General features: G+C 45.9%; 18 protein-coding genes. 9 read left to right on the forward strand and 9 right to left on the reverse strand.

Annotation, left to right across the window (positions count from 1 at the left end; genetic code table 11):
* The first annotated feature begins 20 nt into the window (after window positions 1–20).
* Window positions 21–1,217 (forward strand): glycosyltransferase family 4 protein, encoded by a 1,197-nt coding sequence (locus FRZ54_RS04035; RefSeq protein ID WP_147030364.1) that lies wholly within the window; start codon window positions 21–23, stop codon window positions 1,215–1,217.
* 240 nt (window positions 1,218–1,457) lie between these two features.
* Here FRZ54_RS04035 and FRZ54_RS04040 read toward each other — a convergent pair whose 3' ends face one another.
* A complete protein-coding gene (locus FRZ54_RS04040) occupies window positions 1,458–1,652 on the reverse strand; it encodes a hypothetical protein (protein WP_147030365.1) in 195 nt (64 codons plus the stop codon).
* A gap of 184 nt (window positions 1,653–1,836) precedes the next feature.
* Between FRZ54_RS04040 and FRZ54_RS04045 the strand changes: the two genes are divergently transcribed.
* The 3 genes from FRZ54_RS04045 (at window position 1,837) to FRZ54_RS04055 (ending at window position 4,716) form a co-directional block, all read left to right on the forward strand.
* Window positions 1,837–2,760 carry a glycoside hydrolase family 16 protein gene (locus tag FRZ54_RS04045; protein ID WP_147030366.1) on the forward strand — a complete coding sequence of 308 codons (924 nt, stop codon included), beginning with the start codon at window positions 1,837–1,839 and terminating at the stop codon, window positions 2,758–2,760.
* Between the two features lie 90 nt (window positions 2,761–2,850).
* Entirely contained in the window at window positions 2,851–3,930 is a 1,080-nt protein-coding gene (gene gcvT, locus FRZ54_RS04050; RefSeq protein WP_147030367.1) for a glycine cleavage system aminomethyltransferase GcvT, read from the forward strand.
* A 69-nt stretch (window positions 3,931–3,999) separates the two neighbouring features.
* Window positions 4,000–4,716 carry a 2-phosphosulfolactate phosphatase gene (locus tag FRZ54_RS04055; protein WP_147030368.1) on the forward strand — a complete coding sequence of 239 codons (717 nt, stop codon included), beginning with the start codon at window positions 4,000–4,002 and terminating at the stop codon, window positions 4,714–4,716.
* Here the strand turns inward: FRZ54_RS04055 and FRZ54_RS04060 are convergent, their stop codons facing one another.
* The 3 genes from FRZ54_RS04060 to rsgA all read right to left on the reverse strand — a co-directional run bounded on the left by FRZ54_RS04060 (window position 4,717) and on the right by rsgA (window position 6,561).
* On the reverse strand, window positions 4,717–5,043 hold the full coding sequence (locus tag FRZ54_RS04060; protein WP_147030369.1) for a nucleotide pyrophosphohydrolase: 327 nt from the start codon (window positions 5,041–5,043) through the stop codon (window positions 4,717–4,719).
* Window positions 5,044–5,115: 72 nt separating this feature from the next.
* Window positions 5,116–5,574: a D-aminoacyl-tRNA deacylase gene (dtd, locus tag FRZ54_RS04065; protein ID WP_147030370.1), complete on the reverse strand. Its 459-nt coding sequence runs from the start codon at window positions 5,572–5,574 to the stop codon at window positions 5,116–5,118.
* A 66-nt stretch (window positions 5,575–5,640) separates the two neighbouring features.
* Complete coding sequence (gene rsgA / locus FRZ54_RS04070) at window positions 5,641–6,561, reverse strand: ribosome small subunit-dependent GTPase A (RefSeq protein ID WP_147030371.1); 921 nt, start codon at window positions 6,559–6,561, stop codon at window positions 5,641–5,643.
* Between the two features lie 278 nt (window positions 6,562–6,839).
* Here rsgA and thrA point away from each other — a divergent pair, with 278 nt between their 5' ends.
* The 5 genes from thrA to FRZ54_RS04095 all read left to right on the forward strand — a co-directional run bounded on the left by thrA (window position 6,840) and on the right by FRZ54_RS04095 (window position 14,095).
* Window positions 6,840–9,290: a bifunctional aspartate kinase/homoserine dehydrogenase I gene (gene thrA / locus FRZ54_RS04075; protein WP_147030372.1), complete on the forward strand. Its 2,451-nt coding sequence runs from the start codon at window positions 6,840–6,842 to the stop codon at window positions 9,288–9,290.
* A gap of 1 nt (window position 9,291) precedes the next feature.
* A complete protein-coding gene (locus tag FRZ54_RS04080) occupies window positions 9,292–10,227 on the forward strand; it encodes a homoserine kinase (RefSeq protein ID WP_147030373.1) in 936 nt (311 codons plus the stop codon).
* 81 nt (window positions 10,228–10,308) lie between these two features.
* Window positions 10,309–11,619 carry a threonine synthase gene (gene thrC, locus FRZ54_RS04085; protein ID WP_147030374.1) on the forward strand — a complete coding sequence of 437 codons (1,311 nt, stop codon included), beginning with the start codon at window positions 10,309–10,311 and terminating at the stop codon, window positions 11,617–11,619.
* A 126-nt stretch (window positions 11,620–11,745) separates the two neighbouring features.
* Window positions 11,746–13,479 (forward strand): S41 family peptidase, encoded by a 1,734-nt coding sequence (locus FRZ54_RS04090; RefSeq protein WP_147030375.1) that lies wholly within the window; start codon window positions 11,746–11,748, stop codon window positions 13,477–13,479.
* A gap of 112 nt (window positions 13,480–13,591) precedes the next feature.
* Entirely contained in the window at window positions 13,592–14,095 is a 504-nt protein-coding gene (locus tag FRZ54_RS04095; protein WP_147030376.1) for a hypothetical protein, read from the forward strand.
* Between the two features lie 43 nt (window positions 14,096–14,138).
* On the opposite strand, the gene FRZ54_RS04100 is transcribed toward FRZ54_RS04095, so the two are convergent.
* From FRZ54_RS04100 to FRZ54_RS04120, 5 genes are all read right to left on the reverse strand, one after another.
* Window positions 14,139–14,915, reverse strand: coding sequence for a GDSL-type esterase/lipase family protein (locus FRZ54_RS04100; RefSeq protein WP_228462617.1), 777 nt, complete (start codon window positions 14,913–14,915; stop codon window positions 14,139–14,141).
* Window positions 14,916–17,030 (reverse strand): prolyl oligopeptidase family serine peptidase, encoded by a 2,115-nt coding sequence (locus tag FRZ54_RS04105; RefSeq protein WP_147030377.1) that lies wholly within the window; start codon window positions 17,028–17,030, stop codon window positions 14,916–14,918.
* A gap of 65 nt (window positions 17,031–17,095) precedes the next feature.
* Entirely contained in the window at window positions 17,096–18,712 is a 1,617-nt protein-coding gene (locus FRZ54_RS04110) for an ATP-dependent DNA ligase (protein ID WP_147030378.1), read from the reverse strand.
* Entirely contained in the window at window positions 18,709–19,752 is a 1,044-nt protein-coding gene (locus FRZ54_RS04115; protein WP_147030379.1) for a ligase-associated DNA damage response exonuclease, read from the reverse strand. Before FRZ54_RS04115 ends, FRZ54_RS04110 begins: the two co-directional genes overlap by 4 nt.
* Window positions 19,753–19,840: 88 nt before the next feature.
* Complete coding sequence (locus tag FRZ54_RS04120) at window positions 19,841–21,991, reverse strand: carboxy terminal-processing peptidase (protein WP_147030380.1); 2,151 nt, start codon at window positions 21,989–21,991, stop codon at window positions 19,841–19,843.
* Between the last annotated feature and the right edge of the window lie 61 nt (window positions 21,992–22,052).

The following is a 22,052-nucleotide window of genomic DNA, read 5'->3' on the forward strand; positions in this document are numbered from 1 at the left end:
GTTAAAACCTGCAAGTTCGCTTGAAAATTCTCATATTAACACACCGTGTCCCGTTCCCTCAAAATGGGGGCTACCCCATTGTGGTATGTAATACCATAAGGGGGTTGGTAAATATGGGGTATGAGATTTCCCTGCTGTCGTTAAAAGACAAAAAACACCGGCACGAAGAGGAAGAGTCGGACGAACTACTAAGCAAGATCAGCTATCGTTATTACGAAATTGATACCAGTATGTCGCTGGTGGATGGGTTCCTTACCACGTTCAACAAAAAGGCGTATAATATTGACAGGTATTACAATCAGAACTTTGAGCGCTTGCTGATCAATGAGGTGATAGATGGCAAATACGATATCATCCAGTTCGAAGGGTTGTTCGTTTCACCTTATATCGACTCCGTAAGGAGAAATTGCAGATCAAAGCTGATATACAGGGCGCATAACATCGAGCACCAGATATGGGAAAGGCTGGCCCAGCAAAAAAGCGACCCGTTTAAGAAGATATACCTCAGGCTGATGTCGCGGCGCATCAAGAAATACGAGACGGAACGCATAAACAAATTTGATGCGATAGCGGTGTTTACTGCCCAGGACAAAAGCACTTTATTACTTTACGGCGCTAAGATACCCGTAGAGGTAGTGCCTGTAGGGGTAGAAATGTCGCATTATAAACCCGATTTCAGCAAAACGGAATTTCCGAGCCTGTTTTTTCTCGGTTCGCTCGACTGGACGCCCAACCGCGAAGGAATAGAATGGTTTTTGCATGCTTTTCATAACGACATAGCCAACGACGACCTGCGTGTAAAGTTTTACGTAGCAGGTAACGACATCCCCGAGGAGTTTGACGAGTATGAAGTTTTGGGGAAGATATTTATACAGGGCGAGGTGGATAACGCTTTGGAATTTGTGAACAGCAAATCGATCATGATCGTTCCGCTTTTATCGGGAGGGGGTATGCGGGTAAAAATTGTAGAAGGGATGGCGATGCAGAAGTGCATCATTTCCACTTCGCTGGGGGCCGAGGGCATCAATTATAAGAACGGCGTAAATATCCTGATCGCTAATACAAGGGAGGAGTTTTTTAAAGCCATAAGGCGTTGTATTGCCGACGAGGACTATTGTAAGGCAGTGGGTATAAACGCACGCAGGCTGATAGAGGACCAGCACGATGTGGACAAGGTGACCAACAACCTGGTGAACCTGTATAGGGCGTCGTTGTAAGTTAAACTAAATAAAATCGATGTGCCCTGTTATGAAGGTTACATTCAATCCTTTATATCTTTTTTTTAACATCGGCTCCATTTGCGTTTTTAGCTGAGCCGTAAATTCTTTACAACAACATAAAACAGTAATAACGCCCTTTGTTTCTATCACAAGTGCAGGCATGTTATATTTTCCGCACAAGTGCTTTGACATGCTTTTTCTAAACGCTTCGACGGAGGGCATAAGTGAATCGTTTTATTAGTTTTTCACCAACGGGGTTTCGTCGTTTATTGATTTTAATATATCGTATTTTATCCTGGATACCTCCTGCTTTCCGACAAGAATGAGCAACAGCCTTAAGCTATCCTCTACTGTTTTTTCGGGCAGGTCGCCGGTTTTTTCAAAGGCCTGTCTTAGATACATCGGTAGGGTCATGTTTTGCAGTAATTTCATCGGTTAACACCCCCGGTCTTCGTTTGTTTTAGCTTAAGGAATAATTCAGAATTACTCCAGAAATTTTTCTTTTAAATAAATTATATATAATCTATAATTAATTGACAGATAAATAATTTTATACCTAAAACATTTATTCTTTCACAGGGTATTAGTATTTAAATATTAATTTATTAAATACTTTATGGCACACATTAACAAAATAAGCCTTATTGCTTCAATGCTGATAGCAGGAACAATGATATATGGTTGTAAAAAACTTGACGGCCCGGCTGACACAGGCTCAATCGGGAAAACTTCCGGCAGTAAATACACCAATCCCACCACTGCAACGGCAACTTGCGATTACGACTTTAATGATACAGACCTGACCAACGACGGCTGGGTGAAAACTTTTGACGAAGAATTTGATGGTGATCTGTCCAAATGGGGTGCCGTGAATGGCGGTATGATCAAAGAGCTACAGCTTTACAATCCTGCGAACGCACACATTGTGAGTGGTGTGTTGCAAATAGACGCAAAAAAGGAAAATATTACCGGACCAAAAACGATCAATAATGACACCACCAAATCGTTCAATTACTCGTCGGCCTGGATCGTAAGCAGGGCTTCTTTCGCGGCAAACAGCAGTACACCCAAAGTGCGTATTGTTGCACGTATAAAAATTGCTTCGGGCTACGGTTTGAGTTCTCTTTTTTACAGTTATGGGCACGGCGCATGGCCAACTGCCGGCGAGCTGGACTATATGGCAGTACAGGGCGATAATACCAAAGTATACGCAACAGATTATTCATATGGGTCAACTGCAGGCGTAAATACAGTATCCGGCGGCATTCTTTATAATCCAACAACTGAAGACCTTTCAGCTTGCTACCATGTTTATATGATGGAGTGGACGGAGAATTCCCTAAATTCATACCTGGACGGTAAGTTGGTTGAATCTAAAACAAAGGGGGGCTATGTTTCACAGCTTTTTGGCAAGCAGCAATATATCTCGTTAAGCTTGCCGATAGGTGGACTGTATTACAGCAATATCAACGAAGCTAACATACATGGTGGCACCATGTATGTTGATTATGTAAAGGTTTTTACCTCTGTCAATAAGTAGCGGGGCAGCGATACCAATAATTTAAGTTAAACATCGTACATGCCGGGTTGCAACCAAGTAAATTATTACTTTTGTCGGCAATCAATAGGTATGAAAAATACAGCTTTAACTCATAAACATACGGAGCTGGGCGCCAAAATGGTGCCCTTTGCCGGTTATAATATGCCTGTGCAATACGCCGGCATCAACGTCGAACACGAGACAGTGCGCAAAGGCGTGGGGGTATTTGACGTAAGCCATATGGGCGAATTTATTTTAAAGGGCGATCAGGCGCTTGATCTTATACAGCGCGTTACCAGTAACGACGCATCAAAATTATACGATGGCAAAGTTCAATATTCGTGCTTGCCAAACGAGGATGGTGGTATTGTAGATGACCTGCTGGTTTATCGGATTGATGAGAAAACCTACATGCTGGTTGTTAACGCCTCCAATATCGAAAAAGACTGGAACTGGATATCGAAATATAATACAGGTGATGTTGAGATGAAAGATATTTCAGACCGCACATCACTATTAGCTGTACAGGGCCCTAAAGCTGCTGAGGCATTACAAAGCCTGACAGATATCGATTTGGGAACAATGGAATACTATACTTTCAAAAAAGGAAGATTTGCAGGTGTAGATAATGTTCTTGTATCGGCTACAGGTTATACCGGTGCCGGCGGTTTCGAAATATATGTTGATAATAAGAATGCTGAGCATATTTGGGACGCCGTTTTTAAAGCGGGCGAACCATTTGGTATTAAACCGATAGGCTTGGGTGCAAGAGACACCCTGCGCCTTGAAATGGGTTTCTGCCTTTATGGGAATGACATAGACGATACCACTTCGCCGCTGGAAGCCGGATTGGGCTGGGTAACCAAATTCAGCAAGGAGTTTACCAATTCAGCCGCCCTCCAACAGCAAAAACAGGAAGGCATAAAACAAAAACTGGTAGGTTTTGAAATGATCGATCGCGGCATTCCCCGTCACGATTACGAGATAGTTGATGCTGATGGTAACAATATCGGCAAAGTAACCTCGGGCACGCAATCGCCTTCGTTGCAAAAAGCTATCGGCATGGGCTACGTAAAAAATGAATTTGCCAAAGAAGGAAGCGAGATATTTATCAAAATACGCGACAATCAGGTAAAAGCGCAAATCGTAAAGCCACCGTTTTATAAATAGTTATTAGGTATTGGGCATTAGTCATTGCTGATCGCCCTATTAACCCTAATGACCAATGACAAGTGACTAATGCCAAACAACCTGCACGTCTGCCTCTCTCCTGCCCTCATCCCGCTTTATGCGGTTGAGGAGTATAACGTCGTTATCATCGACATCTTCCGCGCCACATCCTCTATTTGTTATGGGATAGATAATGGGGCTGTGGCTATAATCCCGGTATCGGAAGTAGAAGAATGCGCCGCCTATCGTGAAAAAGGCCTTGACTACCTGTTGGCTGCCGAGCGCAATGGTGAGGTGGTTTCAGGTTTTGATTTTGGAAATTCGCCTTTTTCGTACACTAAAGAAAAAGTAGCAGGTAAAACAGTGGTGTTGACCACCACCAACGGAACTCACGCCTTGCACCTCTCGCGCAGCGCTAAAAAAATCGTCATCGGGTCATTCTTCAATCTTACCGCCTTAAGCAATTGGCTGGGTCAGCAGAACCAAAACATCCTCCTCGTTTGCGCCGGATGGAAGAACAACTTTAATCTTGAAGATACGGTTTTCGCCGGCGCGGTTATTGAACGATTAAAGTGCAATGACTTTATCTTGGATGATTCCGCCATTGCAGCCAACGATCTTTATCAAATTGCCAAAAACGACCTGTCCGGCTATTTAGCCAAAACATCACATAGCGAGCGCCTCAAAAAACTGGGCATCGAAAAGGATATTGCCTTTTGCCTGAATATAGATATAACTACCGCCATCCCTGTGTTGCAGGGTGAAAAGTTGGTTAAGCTAAAATAGTTATTTCAACTTCTCATTATTCTTATGCCTTTCCGCATCGCGAATGTTTTTCTTTTGAAGATTTTTTTTTAATGCTTCAGTCAGGTCAATACCGGTCTGGTTGGCCAGGCATATCAGTACAAAAAGCACATCGGCCATTTCATCGGCCAGGTTTACTTCGGTATCCGATTTTTTGAACGATTGCTCGCCGTATTGCCGGGCCATGATACGGGCTACTTCGCCCACTTCTTCCATTAAAATGGCCGTATTGGTCAACTCGTTAAAATAACGGATACCGGTTGTTTTTATCCAATTGTCGACTGTTTGTTGTGCTTCCTGTATCGTCATGTCTTTTTAAGTGTCAGTTGTAGTAGCGCTGGCAGCTTGATACTTCAAATGTTTAGTGATACTGCATCTAAATTAATGATTATCCTTGTCTTTGGTATCCATGATAATGGTGACAGGACCATCATTTAGCAAACTGATCTTCATATCCGCACCAAAAATGCCGGTGGCAACTTTTTTGCCGGTTAGCTTTTCAAGCTCTTTTATCATTTGCTCGTACATAGGTATGGCTTTATCCGGCCGGGCAGCACGGGTAAAGCCGGGTCTGTTACCCTTTTTGGTGGCCGCAAATAAAGTGAATTGGGAGATCAGCAAAATATCACCATCAACGTCAGCTAATGCTTTATTCATCAGGCCGTTCTCATCGCCAAATACGCGCATTGATGCTATCTTTTGAGCCAGCCATTGCAGGTCTTCGGTTGTATCGGCATCTTCAATGCCCAATAATACCAAAAAACCTGTACCTATCTCACCGGTTATTTTGCCATCGACTGTACAGCCTGCCTGTGTTACCCGTTGTAATATTGCGCGCATATATTTTAGCAGTAAAGAATCAAGACACAAGAATAAAGATTTTTTCCAGTGATATTGAACTTCAGCCTACGCCCTTGTATCATTTCCATGATAAATGCTCAGATAGCTTTCATAGCGCGATAGCTCGATCTCACCGTTTTCAACCGCTTTGATCACAGCGCAGCCCGGCTCGTTGATATGGCGGCAGCTGTTGAAGCGGCACTGGTTCAGGCGTGCGCGCATTTCGGGAAAGAAATGGCTGAGCTCGTTTTTTTCAATGTCGATAACCCCCAATTCCCGTATGCCGGGCGTGTCGATTATATATCCCCCTTGTGGCAACTCAAACATTTCGGCGAAGGTGGTGGTGTGCATGCCTTTATCGTGCCATTCGGATATTTCGGTGGTGCGCAGCTTCAGGTCGGGAAGCAGGACGTTGATCAGGCTTGATTTACCCACGCCGGAGTGCCCGGAAAATAGAGTGACCTTGCCCGTTATTTGTCCCGCTAGTTCATCAATGTTCGTCCCCTGTAAGGCCGATACCTCGTAACAGGGATAGCCGATATTCTCATAAATACTTTTGTAATCAGCTAATATTTCCAATCCTTCATCGCTGAACAGGTCGAGCTTATTAAAAACCAGCGAAGCCGGGATATCATAAGCCTCGGCTGTTACCAAAAAACGATCGATAAAACCAAGCGAGGTACGCGGCGAAGCCAGGGTAACGATCAAAAAAGCCTGGTCGAGGTTTGCCGCAATGATCTGCGCCTGTTTGGATAGGTTGATAGACTTACGGATGATATAATTTTTACGCGGATGCAATTTGGTTATTACTCCGGTACCCTGTTCAGGTTCCATTTCAAAATCAACATTATCGCCTACGGCAATGGGGTTGGTGGTTGTTATGCCTTTGGTACGAAAGATGCCCTTTATACGGCAGTCGAAGCGCTGCCCGCCGGGTGTTTTCACCTGGTACCAGCTGCCTGTCGATTTAGTTATGAGACCTTCCATTGAGGCTGCAAAGGTATCAAATTTGGCAGTGAATAAACTTCGCGAACTTCCATATTAATAAATGCGTATAAATTCAGAAAATACCATTTGCATATTAAAAAAATATCTACTTACTTTACAGGCATTACAGAAATGATAATTAACAGCACCATAACAACAACCACAACTACTACAGGGACTATACCTGGAGGAAGATGATTGTATGGTGTAAACAATAGCAAGAAACCAGCAGAGCGCCTTCCTCCAACAGGGGAAGGCGCTTTTTATTTAATAGCATAATGAAAATTCTAAAATTCGGAGGCACCTCCGTCGGTTCGGCGCAAAGTATTGGCACCGTTATCGATATTTTAAAAAAGGAACACGGTTCCGGCGAGAAACCGGTGGTGGTCCTGTCGGCCATGAGCGGCGTTACCAACCTGCTGTCGGCCATGGCCGAAAAAGCGGCAAACGGCGAAGACTTTACCGCTCAGTTAGCTGAATTGGAAACCCGCCATTTTGAAATGGTGCGAACATTGCTCGCCGTTCAGCATCAAAACCCGGCCTTCACCCGGTTGAAGATCAATTTCAATCACCTGGAAGAATTGCTGCAAGGGGTTTCCACGCTCCGTGAACTGACCCCCAAAACCCGCGACCTGATATTGAGCTATGGCGAACGTTGTTCGACGCTGATGATCAGCAAAATGGCAGCCCAATACTTTCCTGAATCGTTGTTTGTGGATGCTTCCGAACTGATCAAAACCGATAATGAATTCGGCAATGCCAAAGTGAATATGGAATTGACGGAATTGCTGATTAAGGGTTTTATAAATGAGAACCCCGGCAAGATGCTGTTTGTTACCGGATTTATAGCATCGAATGATGCAAACCAGATCACCACACTTGGTCGTGGCGGCAGCGACTATACCGCTGCGATATTTGGTTCGGCTTTAAATGCCAGCGAGATACAGATATGGACGGATGTGAACGGCATGATGACCGCCGACCCGCGCATGGTGAAAAAGGCTTTCTCGTTGCCTGAGCTGACTTATACTGAGGCGATGGAACTATCTTATTTTGGTGCAAAGGTTATTTATCCGCCAACCATGATACCTGCTTTTATGAAACAGATCCCTATCGTCATAAAAAATACGTTCGATGTTGATTTTGAAGGCACTGTAATCCAGCATCATTGCAAGCCTTCAAACCTGCCGATAAAGGGGATATCATCAATCAACGATATCAGCATCATCAACGTGGAAGGCAGCGGCATGGTGGGTAAATCAGGTTTCAGCGGGCGATTGTTTTCGCTGCTGGCACGCGAGCAGATCAATATTATTCTCATAACACAGTCGTCTTCCGAGCATAGCATCACCTTCGCGGTTAGCCCCGCGGATTCCGAAAAGGCCAGGCGCGTTATTGGGCAGGAGTTCGAGCTTGAACTTCTGGCAAACAAACTGGAGCAGCCGGAAATAGAAAAGGAACTGGCAATTTTAGCCATCGTTGGTGAGAACATGAAACAAACCCCGGGCATTTCCGGAAAGTTGTTCCATGCGCTGGGCAGGAATGGGGTCAATGTAAGGGCTATAGCGCAGGGTTCGTCGGAATATAATATCTCGGTCATCATTTCAAAACCCGACCTGGCTAAAGCGCTGAACGCGGTACATGATGCCTTTTTTGTTCAGCTTAATAAAACGCTGCATGCTTTTTGCCTGGGCACCGGCAATATAGGCACAACACTTTTCAGGCAACTGAATGAGCATAGCGAACATTTGCAGATCAATAATGGCATACAGGTAAAAATCGCCGGCATTAGCAATACCCGGAAAATGCTTTTTAATGCCGACGGCTTGTCACTGGATAAATGGCAGGATGAACTGCAAGCCTCGAACCAAAAGGCCGACCTGGCTGGTTTTATTGCACAAATGAAGGAGATGAACCTGCCTAACTGCGTGTTTATTGATAACACGGCGAGCCCGCAGCCGATTAAATTTTACGAGGATATTTTTAAGTCAAACATTTCAGTGGTTACCTGTAATAAGATAGGAAATTCGGCTTCTTATGATCAGTATAGGATGTTCAGGGACACGGCGCGCCAGCATGGGGTCGACTTTTTTTATGAGACGAACGTGGGTGCTGGTTTGCCGATCATCCGTACACTAAAGGATCTGATGAGCAGTGGTGACCGGGTGAAGCGGATCGAGGCGATACTTTCAGGAACTATCTCTTTTATTTTCAACCACTTCAAGGGCAGTGCAAATTTTCACGACGTGGTTAAGCTGGCCCAGGACAAAGGTTATACCGAACCCGATCCGCGCGACGACCTGAAGGGAACCGACTTTATGCGCAAAATGCTGATACTGGCCCGCGACGCAGGTTATGAAATGGAAGCAACTGATGTACACATTGAAAGCATGCTGCCTAAAAGCTGCCTGGAGGCTGCAACCGTTGATGATTTTTACAAGGCATTGCAGGAAGAGGACGCTTACTTTACCATCATGAAACAGCAGGCGGAAGCAGAAGGAAAAGCCTTACGTTACATCGGCAAGCTGGAAGACGGTAAAGCTTCTATCACCCTGCAATTGGTGGATGAAAATCATCCGTTTTATATGATGTCGGGAAGCGATAATATTATTTCTTTCACCACTGATCGCTACAAGGACAGGCCATTAGTAGTTAAAGGCCCGGGCGCCGGCGCCGAAGTAACCGCCGCGGGCGTATTTGCTGACCTGATAAATGTGGGGGCCAACTAATATGAAAGAATCTATAAAAGTTTTTGCCCCGGCAACTGTCGCGAACGTGGTATGTGGTTTTGATGTGCTGGGTTTTGCCGTAAATGAACCCGGTGACGAAGTAATTATGCGGCTGACTGATAAGCCAGGCATTACCATCAGCAAGATCACCGGCGACAACGGCAGGTTGCCGCTCGATCCGAAGAAGAATACGGTAAGTGTAAGTGTCGAGCATTACCTGAAACATATTGGCCGAAATGATGTCGGCTTTGATATTGAATTGAACAAAAAAATGCCAATAGGGAGCGGGTTGGGGTCAAGTTCGGCCAGCACCGTGGCAGGTCTGTTTGCAGCGAAGACATTATTGGAAGATAGAACCAATGCTTCACAGTTGTTACCCTTTGCCCGCAAAGGTGAAGAGATGGCGTGCGGACATGGGCATGCGGATAATGTTGCACCGGCATTGCTTGGCGGCTTTGTTTTGATACGCAGCTACGACCCATTGGACGTGATCAAACTGCCGCACCCGAAAGGATTGTATTGCGCCATCGTGTTCCCTGATGTGGATGTGCCCACCCGCGAGGCCAGGCAGATCATCCGCAACAAGATACAGATGAAGGACGCCGTAACGCAATGGGGTAATATAGCCGGCCTGGTAAGCGGATTGTTTATGAACGACATAGACCTGATTGGTCGCAGTATGAAGGATATTTTGGTTGAACCGGTACGTTCCATGCTGATACCTGATTTTTACAAAATGCGCGAAATGGCCATGGAAATGGGCGCAGTAAGCTTTGGTATATCAGGTTCCGGTCCATCAGTGTTTTCTTTTACCAGGGACGAAGAAACTGCTAAAAAGATCACCCAAAAACTGCAGGCACATTTAACATCTATCAAGATTAACTCGAACACTTATGTATCGACAATTAATGATGCAGGGCCAAGAGTTATTGATTAAAGCCTCACCCAACCCTCTCCAAGGGAGAGGGCTTAAATAACAAAAATTCGAAATTGAACATTCGAAATCCGAAATAGAAGAATGAAATTATACAGCACCAACAATACCAATCACCAGGTTTCCTTCAAAGAAGCCGTATTCAATAGCATGCCACAGGATAAGGGTCTTTACATGCCTGTTGCCATCCCACGCCTTGATGATCATTTTCTGAATAACCTGGACAGCTATACCCTCCCAGAGATCGCATTTCACGTGGCAAAAAATCTGCTTGCTGATGCTATACCCGAAAATGACCTGAAAGATATTATTGCGGATGCCATTAACTTTTATGCACCCATAGTTGAGTTGGAAGAGAATGTGTACGTGCTCGAGCTTTTCCATGGGCCCTCGCTGGCCTTCAAGGATTTTGGAGCGCGATTCATGAGCCGTGTTATGAGCTATTTTTTGAAAGATGGCGAAAAAACCCTCGATGTGCTCGTAGCTACTTCGGGCGACACAGGTGGTGCTGTGGCGCTTGGCTTTTTAGGTGTTCCCGGAACGAGGGTTACCATTCTCTATCCCAAAGGAAAGGTGAGCGGCATACAGGAACTGCAGCTTACCACTAACGGGCAAAATGTGCGGGCCATTGAGGTGGACGGCACTTTTGATGATTGCCAGGCGCTGGTGAAACAGGCCTTTACCGATGCGGAATTGAATAAAGAATTCAGGCTGACATCTGCCAACTCTATCAACATAGCCCGGCTGATACCGCAGACATTTTACTATTTCAACGCTTATGCACAATTATTGAAGGAAGGCAAAAGCAAAGTTGTCTTCTCGGTACCAAGCGGTAACTTTGGTAACCTTGGTGCAGGAGTATTGGCATGGAAAATGGGGCTGCCGGTTGAGCATTTTATCGCAGCGACCAATGCCAACGATACGGTGCCTGAGTTCTTAAGATCAGGCGTATATGAGCCCAAACCATCTGTTCAAACTATTTCTAACGCTATGGATGTGGGCAACCCGAGCAATTGGGTGCGGATACAGGATATGTTCAGAGACGATCCGGAGCAATTACCCGAGATGATAACCGGCTATAGTTACACGGATGCCGAAACTTCAGAGGCGATAGAAAAGATATACAGCAGTTACCATTATATCGTTTGCCCGCATACCGCCATTGCGTGGCAGGCCCTGAAAGACTGGCAGCAGGATCAGCCTACAGGGAAAATAGCCGGAGTATTCTTATCAACCGCGCATCCCTGCAAATTTCCTGATGTATTACCTAAACATATTTCGCGCGAAATCGTAATACCAGCACAGGTCAAAGAACTGGAGGGCAGGCAAAGGCAGGCAGCATCGTTGGCTAATGATTTTGAAAGTTTTAAAAGATACCTGCTCAATAATAAATAGTAATTTTTACGGTTTTAAGTAAACGAATATAATTTTTACGTAATATTCGATAAGCTTACCTCTTCTATTTCAAAATCTTATACTATTTTTATTGTCTTTTACTGACTGAAATAAAGCGCTGTTGTGATGAAAAAGAATTATAGAAAATGGGCCTGGGGCACGGGGTTGGTTGTGCTGGCGACGGGGCTTTTTGGGTTTAACGACGACCTGTTCCAAATTTCTAAAAACCTGGATGTTTTTGCCTCTGCATATAAGGAAGTTAATATCAACTACGTAGATGATATTAATTCCTCAAAGATGATCAAAACGGGCCTCGACGCTATGCTCGACGGCCTGGACCCTTATACCGAATTTGTACCCGAATCGGAAATTGAAGATTACAAGCTACACTACGTAAGCACGCAATACGGTGGTATTGGCGCGGGAATATTTGCACGCGAAGGAAAAGTGTTTATTTCGGATGTATTTGAAGGTTTTCCGGCACAAAAAGCTGATATACGCCCCGGCGACCGCCTGATGAAGATAAACGACGTGGACCTGACTGGCAAAAATAACGACGAGGTAAGTGCACTTTTAAAAGGTGCAAAAGGCGCCACTATTAAACTTACGTTGAAAAGAGGCGGTGCTGCGGCAGTAGATAAACAGTTGGTACGCGACGAGATAAAACAGCCTAACGTTTCTTACTACGGCATGGTAGATGGTAACATGGGATATATCAAACTCGACAAATTCCTGGAGAACTCTGCCGATGAGGTAACACATGCATTGACCGAGATCAAAAAGAACAATCCTAACGGCATCATCCTTGATCTCCGTTCGAATGGAGGCGGCATCTTACAGGAGGCCGTAAAGATCGTCAACCTGTTCGTTCCTAAAAACACCGAGATCGTGTCGCAAAAAGGAAAGATAAAAGACAAAAATTTCACTTACAGTACCCAAAACTCGCCGATCGAGCCAAACCTGCCATTAGTTGTTTTGGTGAACGGGCGCTCCGCCTCGGCGTCAGAGATCGTTGCAGGATCGTTGCAGGACCTCGACCGTGCGGTCATCATCGGGCAGCGCAGCTATGGAAAAGGGCTTGTACAACAAACCTTTAACCTGCCCTATAACAGCCTGGTTAAAATTACCATTGCCAAATACTACATTCCTTCGGGCCGTTGTATACAGGAGATAGATTATACCCACCGCAAGGCCGACGGTACCGTAGTGAAGGTTGCGGACTCGGCTATTCACGAGTTTAAGACGAAAGACGGCCGTTCGGTTTATGATGGAAGCGGCATATACCCGGACGTATTCATCAAACAGGAACGTTTTGCTAACATTACGCAATCCATCGTATCCAAATTACTCGTGTTCGACTACGCCAACCAGTACCGGAACACCCACAATGCCATTCCCGATGCCAAATCGTTTCACCTATCGGATGCTGACTATAATGACTTTGTAAAGTATCTGACCAATAAGAACTACAGCTATACCACGATAAGCGAGAAAATGGTTAACAGCCTGAAAGATGAGGCTACAAAGGAAAAGCAGTTCAGTAGTATCCAGGCTGAATATGATGCGTTGAAAACAAAAATGCAGGAGATCAAGAAAAACGACCTGCAGCAAAACAAGGAAGAGATAAAACAGGTGCTGGAGAATGAGATCGCTTCGCGTTACTATTACGAAAAAGGACGATATGAAGCCAATTTCAATCATGACAAAGAATTGGCGCAAGCCGTAAAAACCATGCAGGACCGCAACCAGGTCGCATCGATACTAAAAGGCGATGGCGACTATAAAGTAATAGGAAAACCTCAATTCGCTATGGTATCCAAAAAGGCAGCCGAGGATAGGGATAAAGAAAGTGATGAATAAATTACCAAAGAAAAAACTTGCAAAGGGTGCCGCTGGCGCCCTTTTTTGTGCAGCAGAAAAAAAATTCTAAACCTTATAGATAAATAATTGTCTTAACTACCTAAACATACAAATGATGAAAAAGCTAATTTTTACAGCAGCCATCCTAATAAGCTGCGTATTTGCGAAACAAGCCGATGCCCAGGTACATTTAAGTGTCGGAATAAATATTGGCAGCCAGCCCGACTGGGGACCTGTAGGTTATGACCGTGCAGACTATTACTACATGCCCGATATTGGGGTATACTATGATGTTCCGGCCCATCAGTATATATATTTAAATGGCGGTGTTTGGATAAGACGCGCTTACTTGCCTCCAGCATATCGCGATTATGACCTTTACCATGGCTACAAAGTTGTTATTAACGAACCACGCCCGTGGAGACGCAATGTAGTTTACAGGGAAAGATATGCTAACTATCGTGGTCGCAGGGACCAGGTTATTATACGCGATAGCCACGAAGAGAAATACCGCGATCACTGGCACGACAATGGCAACCATCGCGGTCGCGACGGACATGAAGATCGCGGACGTGGTCACGGCGGTGGCGGTGGTCACGGCCATGGGCACCATTAATCAGATATTCTTAGACATAAAGAGCCTCATTTTGGAGGCTCTTTTATTTGGAAGCCATTGCCAACTTATAAATGGCATTTGCCCAATATGAACCAAGCGCAGCGGCGCCTTTGACGTTTGGATGAAGGTGAAAAGTTCCGCGATGACCATTTTCCGGTATCAGGTCTGTAAGGGCATTCTTTTTAAAATAGCCGAAAGCCTTTTTATCGCCTATAAAAACCTTGCCTGGGTTAGCTGCCGCGTAGTATTTGACCAATTTCCTTAATTGTGGGAAATAGCTTTGCAGCCGGTCGAGTCCCTGTTGCAAGTATTGTGCACCATTATATGTATTGGGGCTATACCATGTAGGGTAATGGAGCAGTATTTTGCTCTCCGGGTAATCGTTTAGCAGTTTATCTATGATGCTTTTCAAATTGCCGAAGTAGTTTTCTGGTGAAACCGGTGCACCGTTCGGCCCGGTTATGGCGCTATCGTTTGTACCGAGCATGATTGAGAATATCAACAGACCGGGCTTTTGTGCCAGCTCGCTTGCGGCCACTTCTACATGTTTGAATGTTTCGCCTGGCGGCAGAAAGTCTACTGTAGTAAATCCGCTCCGACCCTGGTTGGAGAAATTTACGGTAGCGATGCCTTCGCGGTGCTGTAAATTCATACTCGCGGTGGCGGGCGGGGCCTGTGTAACGGGATCGGCCAACTGTACGCCTTGGGTTATACTGTCGCCGATGTAAACAATATTGATCTCTTTGCTTTGCGCATACAGATCCAGGCTGCTCAAAAGCATCAGCCCGCCTAAAATAACGCTTCTTCTACTGGTCATCATCTACTTCCAATCTAATCCCATATTCTGGAACATGAACGCCCATTTATCGGTCTGCCCGCTGATGATCTGTTCGGTCGACTGTCCCGCACCATGCCCCGCTTTGGTTTCGATACGGATCAATACAGGCGCCGTGCCTTTTTGGTATTCCTGTAACCTGGCACCGAATTTAAAAGAATGCGCTGGTACTACGCGGTCGTCATGGTCGGCGGTCGTAACCATGGTAGCCGGGTAATTGCCGGGCTTTAAGGCATGGTATGGCGAGTACTTGTACAGGTACTCAAACATTTCTTTATTGTCTTCAGCGGTTCCGTAATCATAGGCCCAACCAGCGCCTGCAGTGAATTTATTGTAGCGAAGCATATCCATCACGCCAACCGCCGGAAAGGCTACCTTGCAAAGGTCGGGCCGCTGCGTCATTACTGCCCCAACGAGCAAACCACCGTTCGATCCGCCTGAAATCGCAAGGTAATCTTTCGATGTATATTTATTTTTTTCCAGGTATTCCGCCGCAGCAATAAAATCGTCGAAAACGTTTTGCTTATGCAACTTTGTTCCGGCGCGATGCCATGTTTCACCATATTCGCCACCACCGCGCAGGTTTGGTACCGCGTAAATACCGCCATGTTCAAGCAGGATGATATTCGATGTACTAAAGGCCGGGGTAAGGCTAATATTGAATCCGCCGTAAGCATAAAGCAGTGTTGGGTTTTTGCCGTTCATAACCAGGCCTTTCTTATAGGTTATGATCATTGGTATTTTCGTGCCGTCCTTCGACCTGTAAAAAACCTGTTTGGACCCATATTGAGTCGGATCAAATTGAACCCCTGATTTTTTAAATACGGTCGACTGCCCGGTGGCAATATCATACTTAAAAATAGTAGGCGGGTAAACGTAATTGGTAAATGTGTAATAGGTTTCCTTTTCTTCCTTCTTCGTGCCGAAGCCTGCCGCCGTGCCTATAGCCGGCAATTCAATGGTCCGTTCCAGTTTTCCGTTCATAGCATATTGCAGCACCAGCGAGGCAGCATCCTTCAGATACTCGGCAAATATTTTTCCTCCGCCGGTCGATACGGTCAGCACATTTTTCGTTGCGGGTATCAGGTCCTTCCAATGGATCGGCTTAGGGTCGGATGCATCTACGGTTACAATTTTATGATTGGGCTGATATAAGTTGGTAAGTATGTAGAGCTTGCTGCCAACGTTATCGATCACGCTGTGATCGTTATCGAAATTATTGACAACGTTCACAATTTCGCTCCCTGGTTTACTAAGATCCTGTATGTAAAGTTCGTTCCCGGTGGTGCTGTTTGCGGCGGATATAACAAGAAACCGCTGATCTTCCGTGACGTAAGCGCCTATGTATCGTCGCGGCGTTTGCTCGCCGCCGAATATCAATTTATCCTGGGTTTGCGGGCTTCCCATCTGGTGATAGAATAGTTTATGATATTGCGTCATCCCCGATAGCTGGCTGCCTTTTTTTGGCTTATCGTAGGTGCTGTAGTAAAAACCCTCGTTTCCCTTCCATGCTATACCGGTAAATTTCAGGTCGCGCAGGGTATCGCCTACCTGGGCTTTGTCATCAGTTTTGATGACGATCACCTTGCGCCAGTCCGAACCCGCTTCGGATATCTGGTAAGCAGCCAGGCTGCCATCTTTGGTAAAATCGATGCCCTGTAACGATGTGGTACCGTCAACGGAAAATTTATTGGGGTCGAGAAACACTTCCGGTGTACCATCACCCACCTGCCGCCAAAGAACAGATTGCGCCTGCAGACCATCGTTTTTATAAAAATACGTGTATTTGCCTTCCTTAAATGGTGCACTGTATTTTTCGTAGTTCCATAGAGTTTCCAGGCGCTTTTTTATCGAATCGCGAAACGGGATCTGCCCCAGGTAATCATAAGTGACTTTGTTTTCGTCTTTCACCCATTGCTTGGTGTCGGCAGCCTGGTCATCTTCGAGCCAGCGGTAAGGGTCGGGCACTTCGGTGCCAAAATAGGTGTTTACAGTATCAACTTTTTTGGTATTCGGGTAGGGAAGCTTTTTGATGATCATTTGTGCAAAAGTATAACTGGCCGATAAAACGGTCAGTATAAATAATGTCAGTTTCTTCATGGCAGCAGGGCTAATGAAAAACCAAGATAGTATTTTGAGGGGAAAGGTAAAAGGATAAAGGTTGTTTAATCGCCCAGCAGCGCTTTCAAAGATTCAATAGTGTCAGCCTCTTCCTTAGGCTTGTCATGCCGCCAGCGCAGGATGCGAGGGAAACGCAATGCTACACCCGATTTATGCCGGGTTGAACGGTTAATACCTTCAAAGCCGATCTCGAACACCAGTTCGGGCTTTACTGTACGTACGGGACCGAATTTTTCCAGCGTATTACGTTTGACGAAGTGATCGACTTTATTGATCTCCGCATCGGTAAGCCCTGAATAAGCTTTAGCAAAAGGGACCAGCTTATCACCGTCCCAGACTGCAAAAGTATAATCAGTGTACAGGTCAGCGCGGCGGCCGTGCCCTTTTTGCGCATAGATCATAACAGCATCTACCGATAACGGATCGATCTTCCATTTCCACCAATCGCCACGACGACGACCTACCTGGTAAGCGGCGCTTTTGCGTTTCAGCATAACGCCTTCGGCAACCATGGCACGCGACTCATCGCGACGCTCCGCCAGTTCATCCCAGCTGTTAAAATTGACCAGTACCGACAACCGGAATATCTCCGGGTGCGGTGTTTCGGCCTGCAATTGCTCGAGTATTTCCCTTCGTTCCGACTGGCTTTTATGGCGGATATCTTCACCATTATATTCTACGCAATCGTATGCGATGACTGCCACCGGGCTCTCCTCCAGTATTTTCTTGCTCAGGTTTTTCCGGCCAATGCGGGTTTGCAACACATTAAATGGCAGCGGCAAGCCATTTCTGAAACTAAGTATCTCCCCATCCAAAACTGTTCCATCAGGCAATGCATCCAGGAAAGGATGTAGCTCGGGAAATTTTTCCGTTGCCAGGTCCTCGCCACGGCTCCAGATAAATATTTTGCCGGCGCGCTTGATCATTTGTGCGCGTATACCATCCCATTTCCACTCGGCCTGCCAGTTTGCGGCATCGCCCAATGCACCTTGCAATTCCTCAACCGAGCGTTGTTTTTCAGAAGTTTCCTGTATGGGGTAGGCCAAAAAGAACGGGTAAGGCCGGGATATATCGTCCGTCGCATCCTGGTCCTGTATCAATTGTTTATATAAATACGTTTCCGGTTGCCAGCTACCCATTATGCGATGGGTAAGTGTTGCAGCGTCCAGCCCCGAAACTTCTGACAAGGCCTTGATGACGAGGTTTTGCGAAACCCCCACACGGAAGCCACCCGTGAGTATTTTATTAAACACAAAGCGTTCCTGTGTATTCAGCATCGCCCACGAATCAATTAGCCATAGTTTCTTTTGTCCTTCGGTCTTATCGCCAAGGGTGTTGATCTCGGCTATCCATTCGGTAAGCGATCTGTCGCTTCCCTCACTCCCCTCCGGCATTAGCAGCGACATGGTTTCGGCCAGGTCGCCCACTACCTGGTAACTTTCTTCGAACAGCCAAACCGGGATATTGGATACCTCCATCGCCCAGGCGCGAATGAGTGTTGAATTGATCTGCCTCTTTGGTTTGCGCCCGGTAAAAAGCGCGAGCATGTGCATTTTATCGGTATCGGGTACATTATTAAAGTAATCTTTTAAAACCTTTACCTTTTCATTGGTTTTATTGGTTTCATCGAGTGAGAGAAAGAGTTGAGCGAAGGCTTTCATGATTTACCTGCCTCCTCGCCGCTCCCTGGTAATTGTTCAGTGGCTTCCTGTTCCTCGTTGCCATAAAGCGTATGCACCTCGTGCGCATCAAAACCGATCTCGTTCAGATAGCGGGAAAAGGAAGCGGTATACCCATGGGTAAGATAAACTTTTTCACAGCCTGTGGCATCTATCGCAGCAATAAGGCCATCCCAATCGGCATGATCAGACAACACAAACCCCCGATCGGCAGCGCGGCGACGTTTTGCGCCACGTATGGCCATCCATCCCGAACAATAACCAAAACTATACGGCCCGAATTTTCGCATCCAGGGCGTGCCTACCGACGACGGAGGCGCCAGCACAATACCTTTTCTTATTTCATCGCGCGGTGTCTCGGGTGTTATGCGTATCGTAGGATTTAACTTTACACCGTTTGCGCGCAATGCCTGGTTTGTATTTTCGATAACCCCGTGAGTGTACACATTTCCGTTAAACAGGTCGAGGTTTTGCAGGATGCGTTGTGCCTTACCTAATGAATACCCAACCAATACGGTTGCCACGCCGTTATCCAAATTAGTGCGCCACCACGAATTAACATCTTCAAATGTTTTCACCTGCGGTTTCCACTTATAAACAGGCATCCCGAAGGTGCATTCGGATATAAAATGATGGCATTTTACCGGCTCGAATGGCGTGGATATGCCGTCATTCTCCACTTTATAATCGCCCGAAACAACCCAAACCTCGCCCTGGTACTCCACTTTTATTTGCGCCGAGCCTATAACGTGACCCGCCGGGAACAGGGATATTTCGACACCGTTTTTCTTCACCTTTTCGCCATATTCAACTGTCTGCAAATTGATGTCGCCTAAACGGTAAAGCAATACCTGTTTTGATAAGTGGTGCGCCAGGTAATGCTTGTGCCCCCAATAGGCATGGTCCGAATGTGCGTGGGTTATCACCGCATCATCAACAGGTTTCCAGGGGTCGATATAAAACCTTCCCTGGCTACAGTAAATACCGCTGTCGGTAAATTCGAGCAATGGTTTTTTTGGCATGTGGTTTAATAACCTTCAGCGTTGCAAATGGTTTTAAACAAAAATATCCCGGCACGCCGGGATATTTCAAACAGATGTGCTATTTTCTTTACTGCTGGCTTGGCGGTACAAGTGTGTTGGTATACTTGCTGCCAAGGTTGATATAATCGGTCAGTATCTGCCCCGCTTCTATTTTCAGGAAGTCAAGATCCTCGTTACGGGGTTTTGCCTCACCTTTTTTCAATGGCTTTAAACCCAGGGCCACACGTTTTTCATTGTCCCGCTCGAACGATTTTTGCTCGTCGGCATCACGTTGTTTTTTAAGTTCCTGCTCGTTCAACGAAACACTTTTCTCGCTGTCATGCTTCTGGAAATCGGCGATATCCTGCATCAGTAATTTATAGCTTGCGCTGCCTGCCATGCGCTGATCGTGCAGTTGTATCAATTTTGGTGTCACACCCGAAAAATCGCCAACACGGGTATAATCGCTCTTGGCAATCACATCAAATGGCAATGCAGATGGTTCAGTATCTTCACCATATTTATTCAACGGGATAAGTGAAGGGAACTTGATGTCCGGCGTAACGCCCTTATGCTGGGTCGAGTTGCCGCTGATCCGATAAAATTTCGCGATCGTCAGGTTAAGCTGCCCGTACTTGCTTTGGCTACCCGGAGCAATCGGCTTTTTGTTTGACGCCGACTGGGACAGTTTGTCGGTTGCCGATGGCTTAATTATCCTGTCGAGGTCGATAGCATTCTGAACGGTACCCTTGCCGTAGGTTTGTGTACCAATGATCAGCGCGCGGCCGTAGTCCTGCATAGCGCCGGCGAATATCTCGGATGCCGACGCACTAAAACGATCCACCAGCACTGCCATAGGGCCGCTGTACGAAATGGTTGGGTCCTCATCGTTATCTGCTTCTATCTGGTCGTTAGGATTGCGCACCTGCACAACCGGGCCCGATTTGATGAAAAGGCCACTCAGGTCAACTGCTTCCAATAACGAACCCCCACCGTTTTCACGCAGGTCGATAACCACTCCGTCCACGTTCTCGCGCTTAAGCGTATCCAGTATCAGTTTTACATCGCGTGTTGTGCTCTTATAATTCGGGTTGCCCGATTTATAGTCATTGTAGTCGATATAAAACGCGGGAATGGATATAACACCGATCTTCACTGTTTTTCCGTTGGAATTATAGGTGCGTATTTCCTGTTTGGCCGACTGATCTTTAAGGATGATCTTTTCGCGCACCATTTCAACAACCTTGGGTTTGCTGGCCACATTGCTGCCTTTCGGTAATATCTCCAAACGAACAATGGTACCTTTAGTGCCGCGTATCAGGGCAATAGCATTGTCAATACGCCAGCCTATCACGTTTTGGAACTCTCCTGTTTTCCCCTGTGCAACGCCAACTATCCGGTCTTCAGGAGATATCTGGTGACTTTTGTCAGCCGGGCCACCCGGTACAATGGTTTTGATGGTAACATATTCATTTTCGCTCAAAAGCGTAGCTCCGATCCCTTCGAGCGAACGCGACATCTCGATATTAAAATTGGCCGCGTTTGCCGGGCTGAAATAGTTGGTATGCGGATCGATAGCATTTGTAAATGCGTCCATAAAAATCTGGAACACATCCTGGTTGTTCAGTTTGTTGGATTGCGACAACAGGTTTTCGTAACGCTTGCGCAACGTTTCTTTATTTTTTGCGGCATCGTTCCCTGTAAGCTTCAGGTTTAGCAGATCGTATTTTACGCGCTCTGTCCAGGCTTTATCACTTTCGGCCTGCGATGCGAAAAAGTTTGAGCTGTCGCGGTCATAAGTAAAACGGTCGTTGCTGGTGAAATCAAAATTTTTGTCCAGCTGAGCCAGTGAATATTTAATGCGGTCGTTATACCTTTTCTGGTAAACATTGAACATGTAGAACACATCGTTCAGGTTACCGTCTTTCAGGTCGTCATCCAGTACCGTTTTGAATTTTGAGAAATCCTGCAGGTCCGAGGCTAAAAGGTAATTGTGATTCTCGTCAAGTTCTTTGATATAACGATTATAGATCACCTGCGAGATAGAATCATTCAGGCTAACCTTTTTATAGTTGTATTCGGTTATCAGGTCGGCTACATAGCGGCATACCGTGCTTTGCTGTGCATCCGGTGTCAGATCGTTGGAACCGGCAACCTTTACCATCGGATGCTGTTTAGGCGAGGCTTTGCACGCCAGCGCGGCGCCCAAAAGCAACAAAATATATACTTTCTTAAACATATCTTTTACTTTATTCAAATCGGGACTATAGTTAAATACCAACACTTCTTCTAATTATAAG

Source organism: Mucilaginibacter ginsenosidivorans (assembly GCF_007971025.1).
GTDB classification, from domain to species: domain Bacteria; phylum Bacteroidota; class Bacteroidia; order Sphingobacteriales; family Sphingobacteriaceae; genus Mucilaginibacter; species Mucilaginibacter ginsenosidivorans.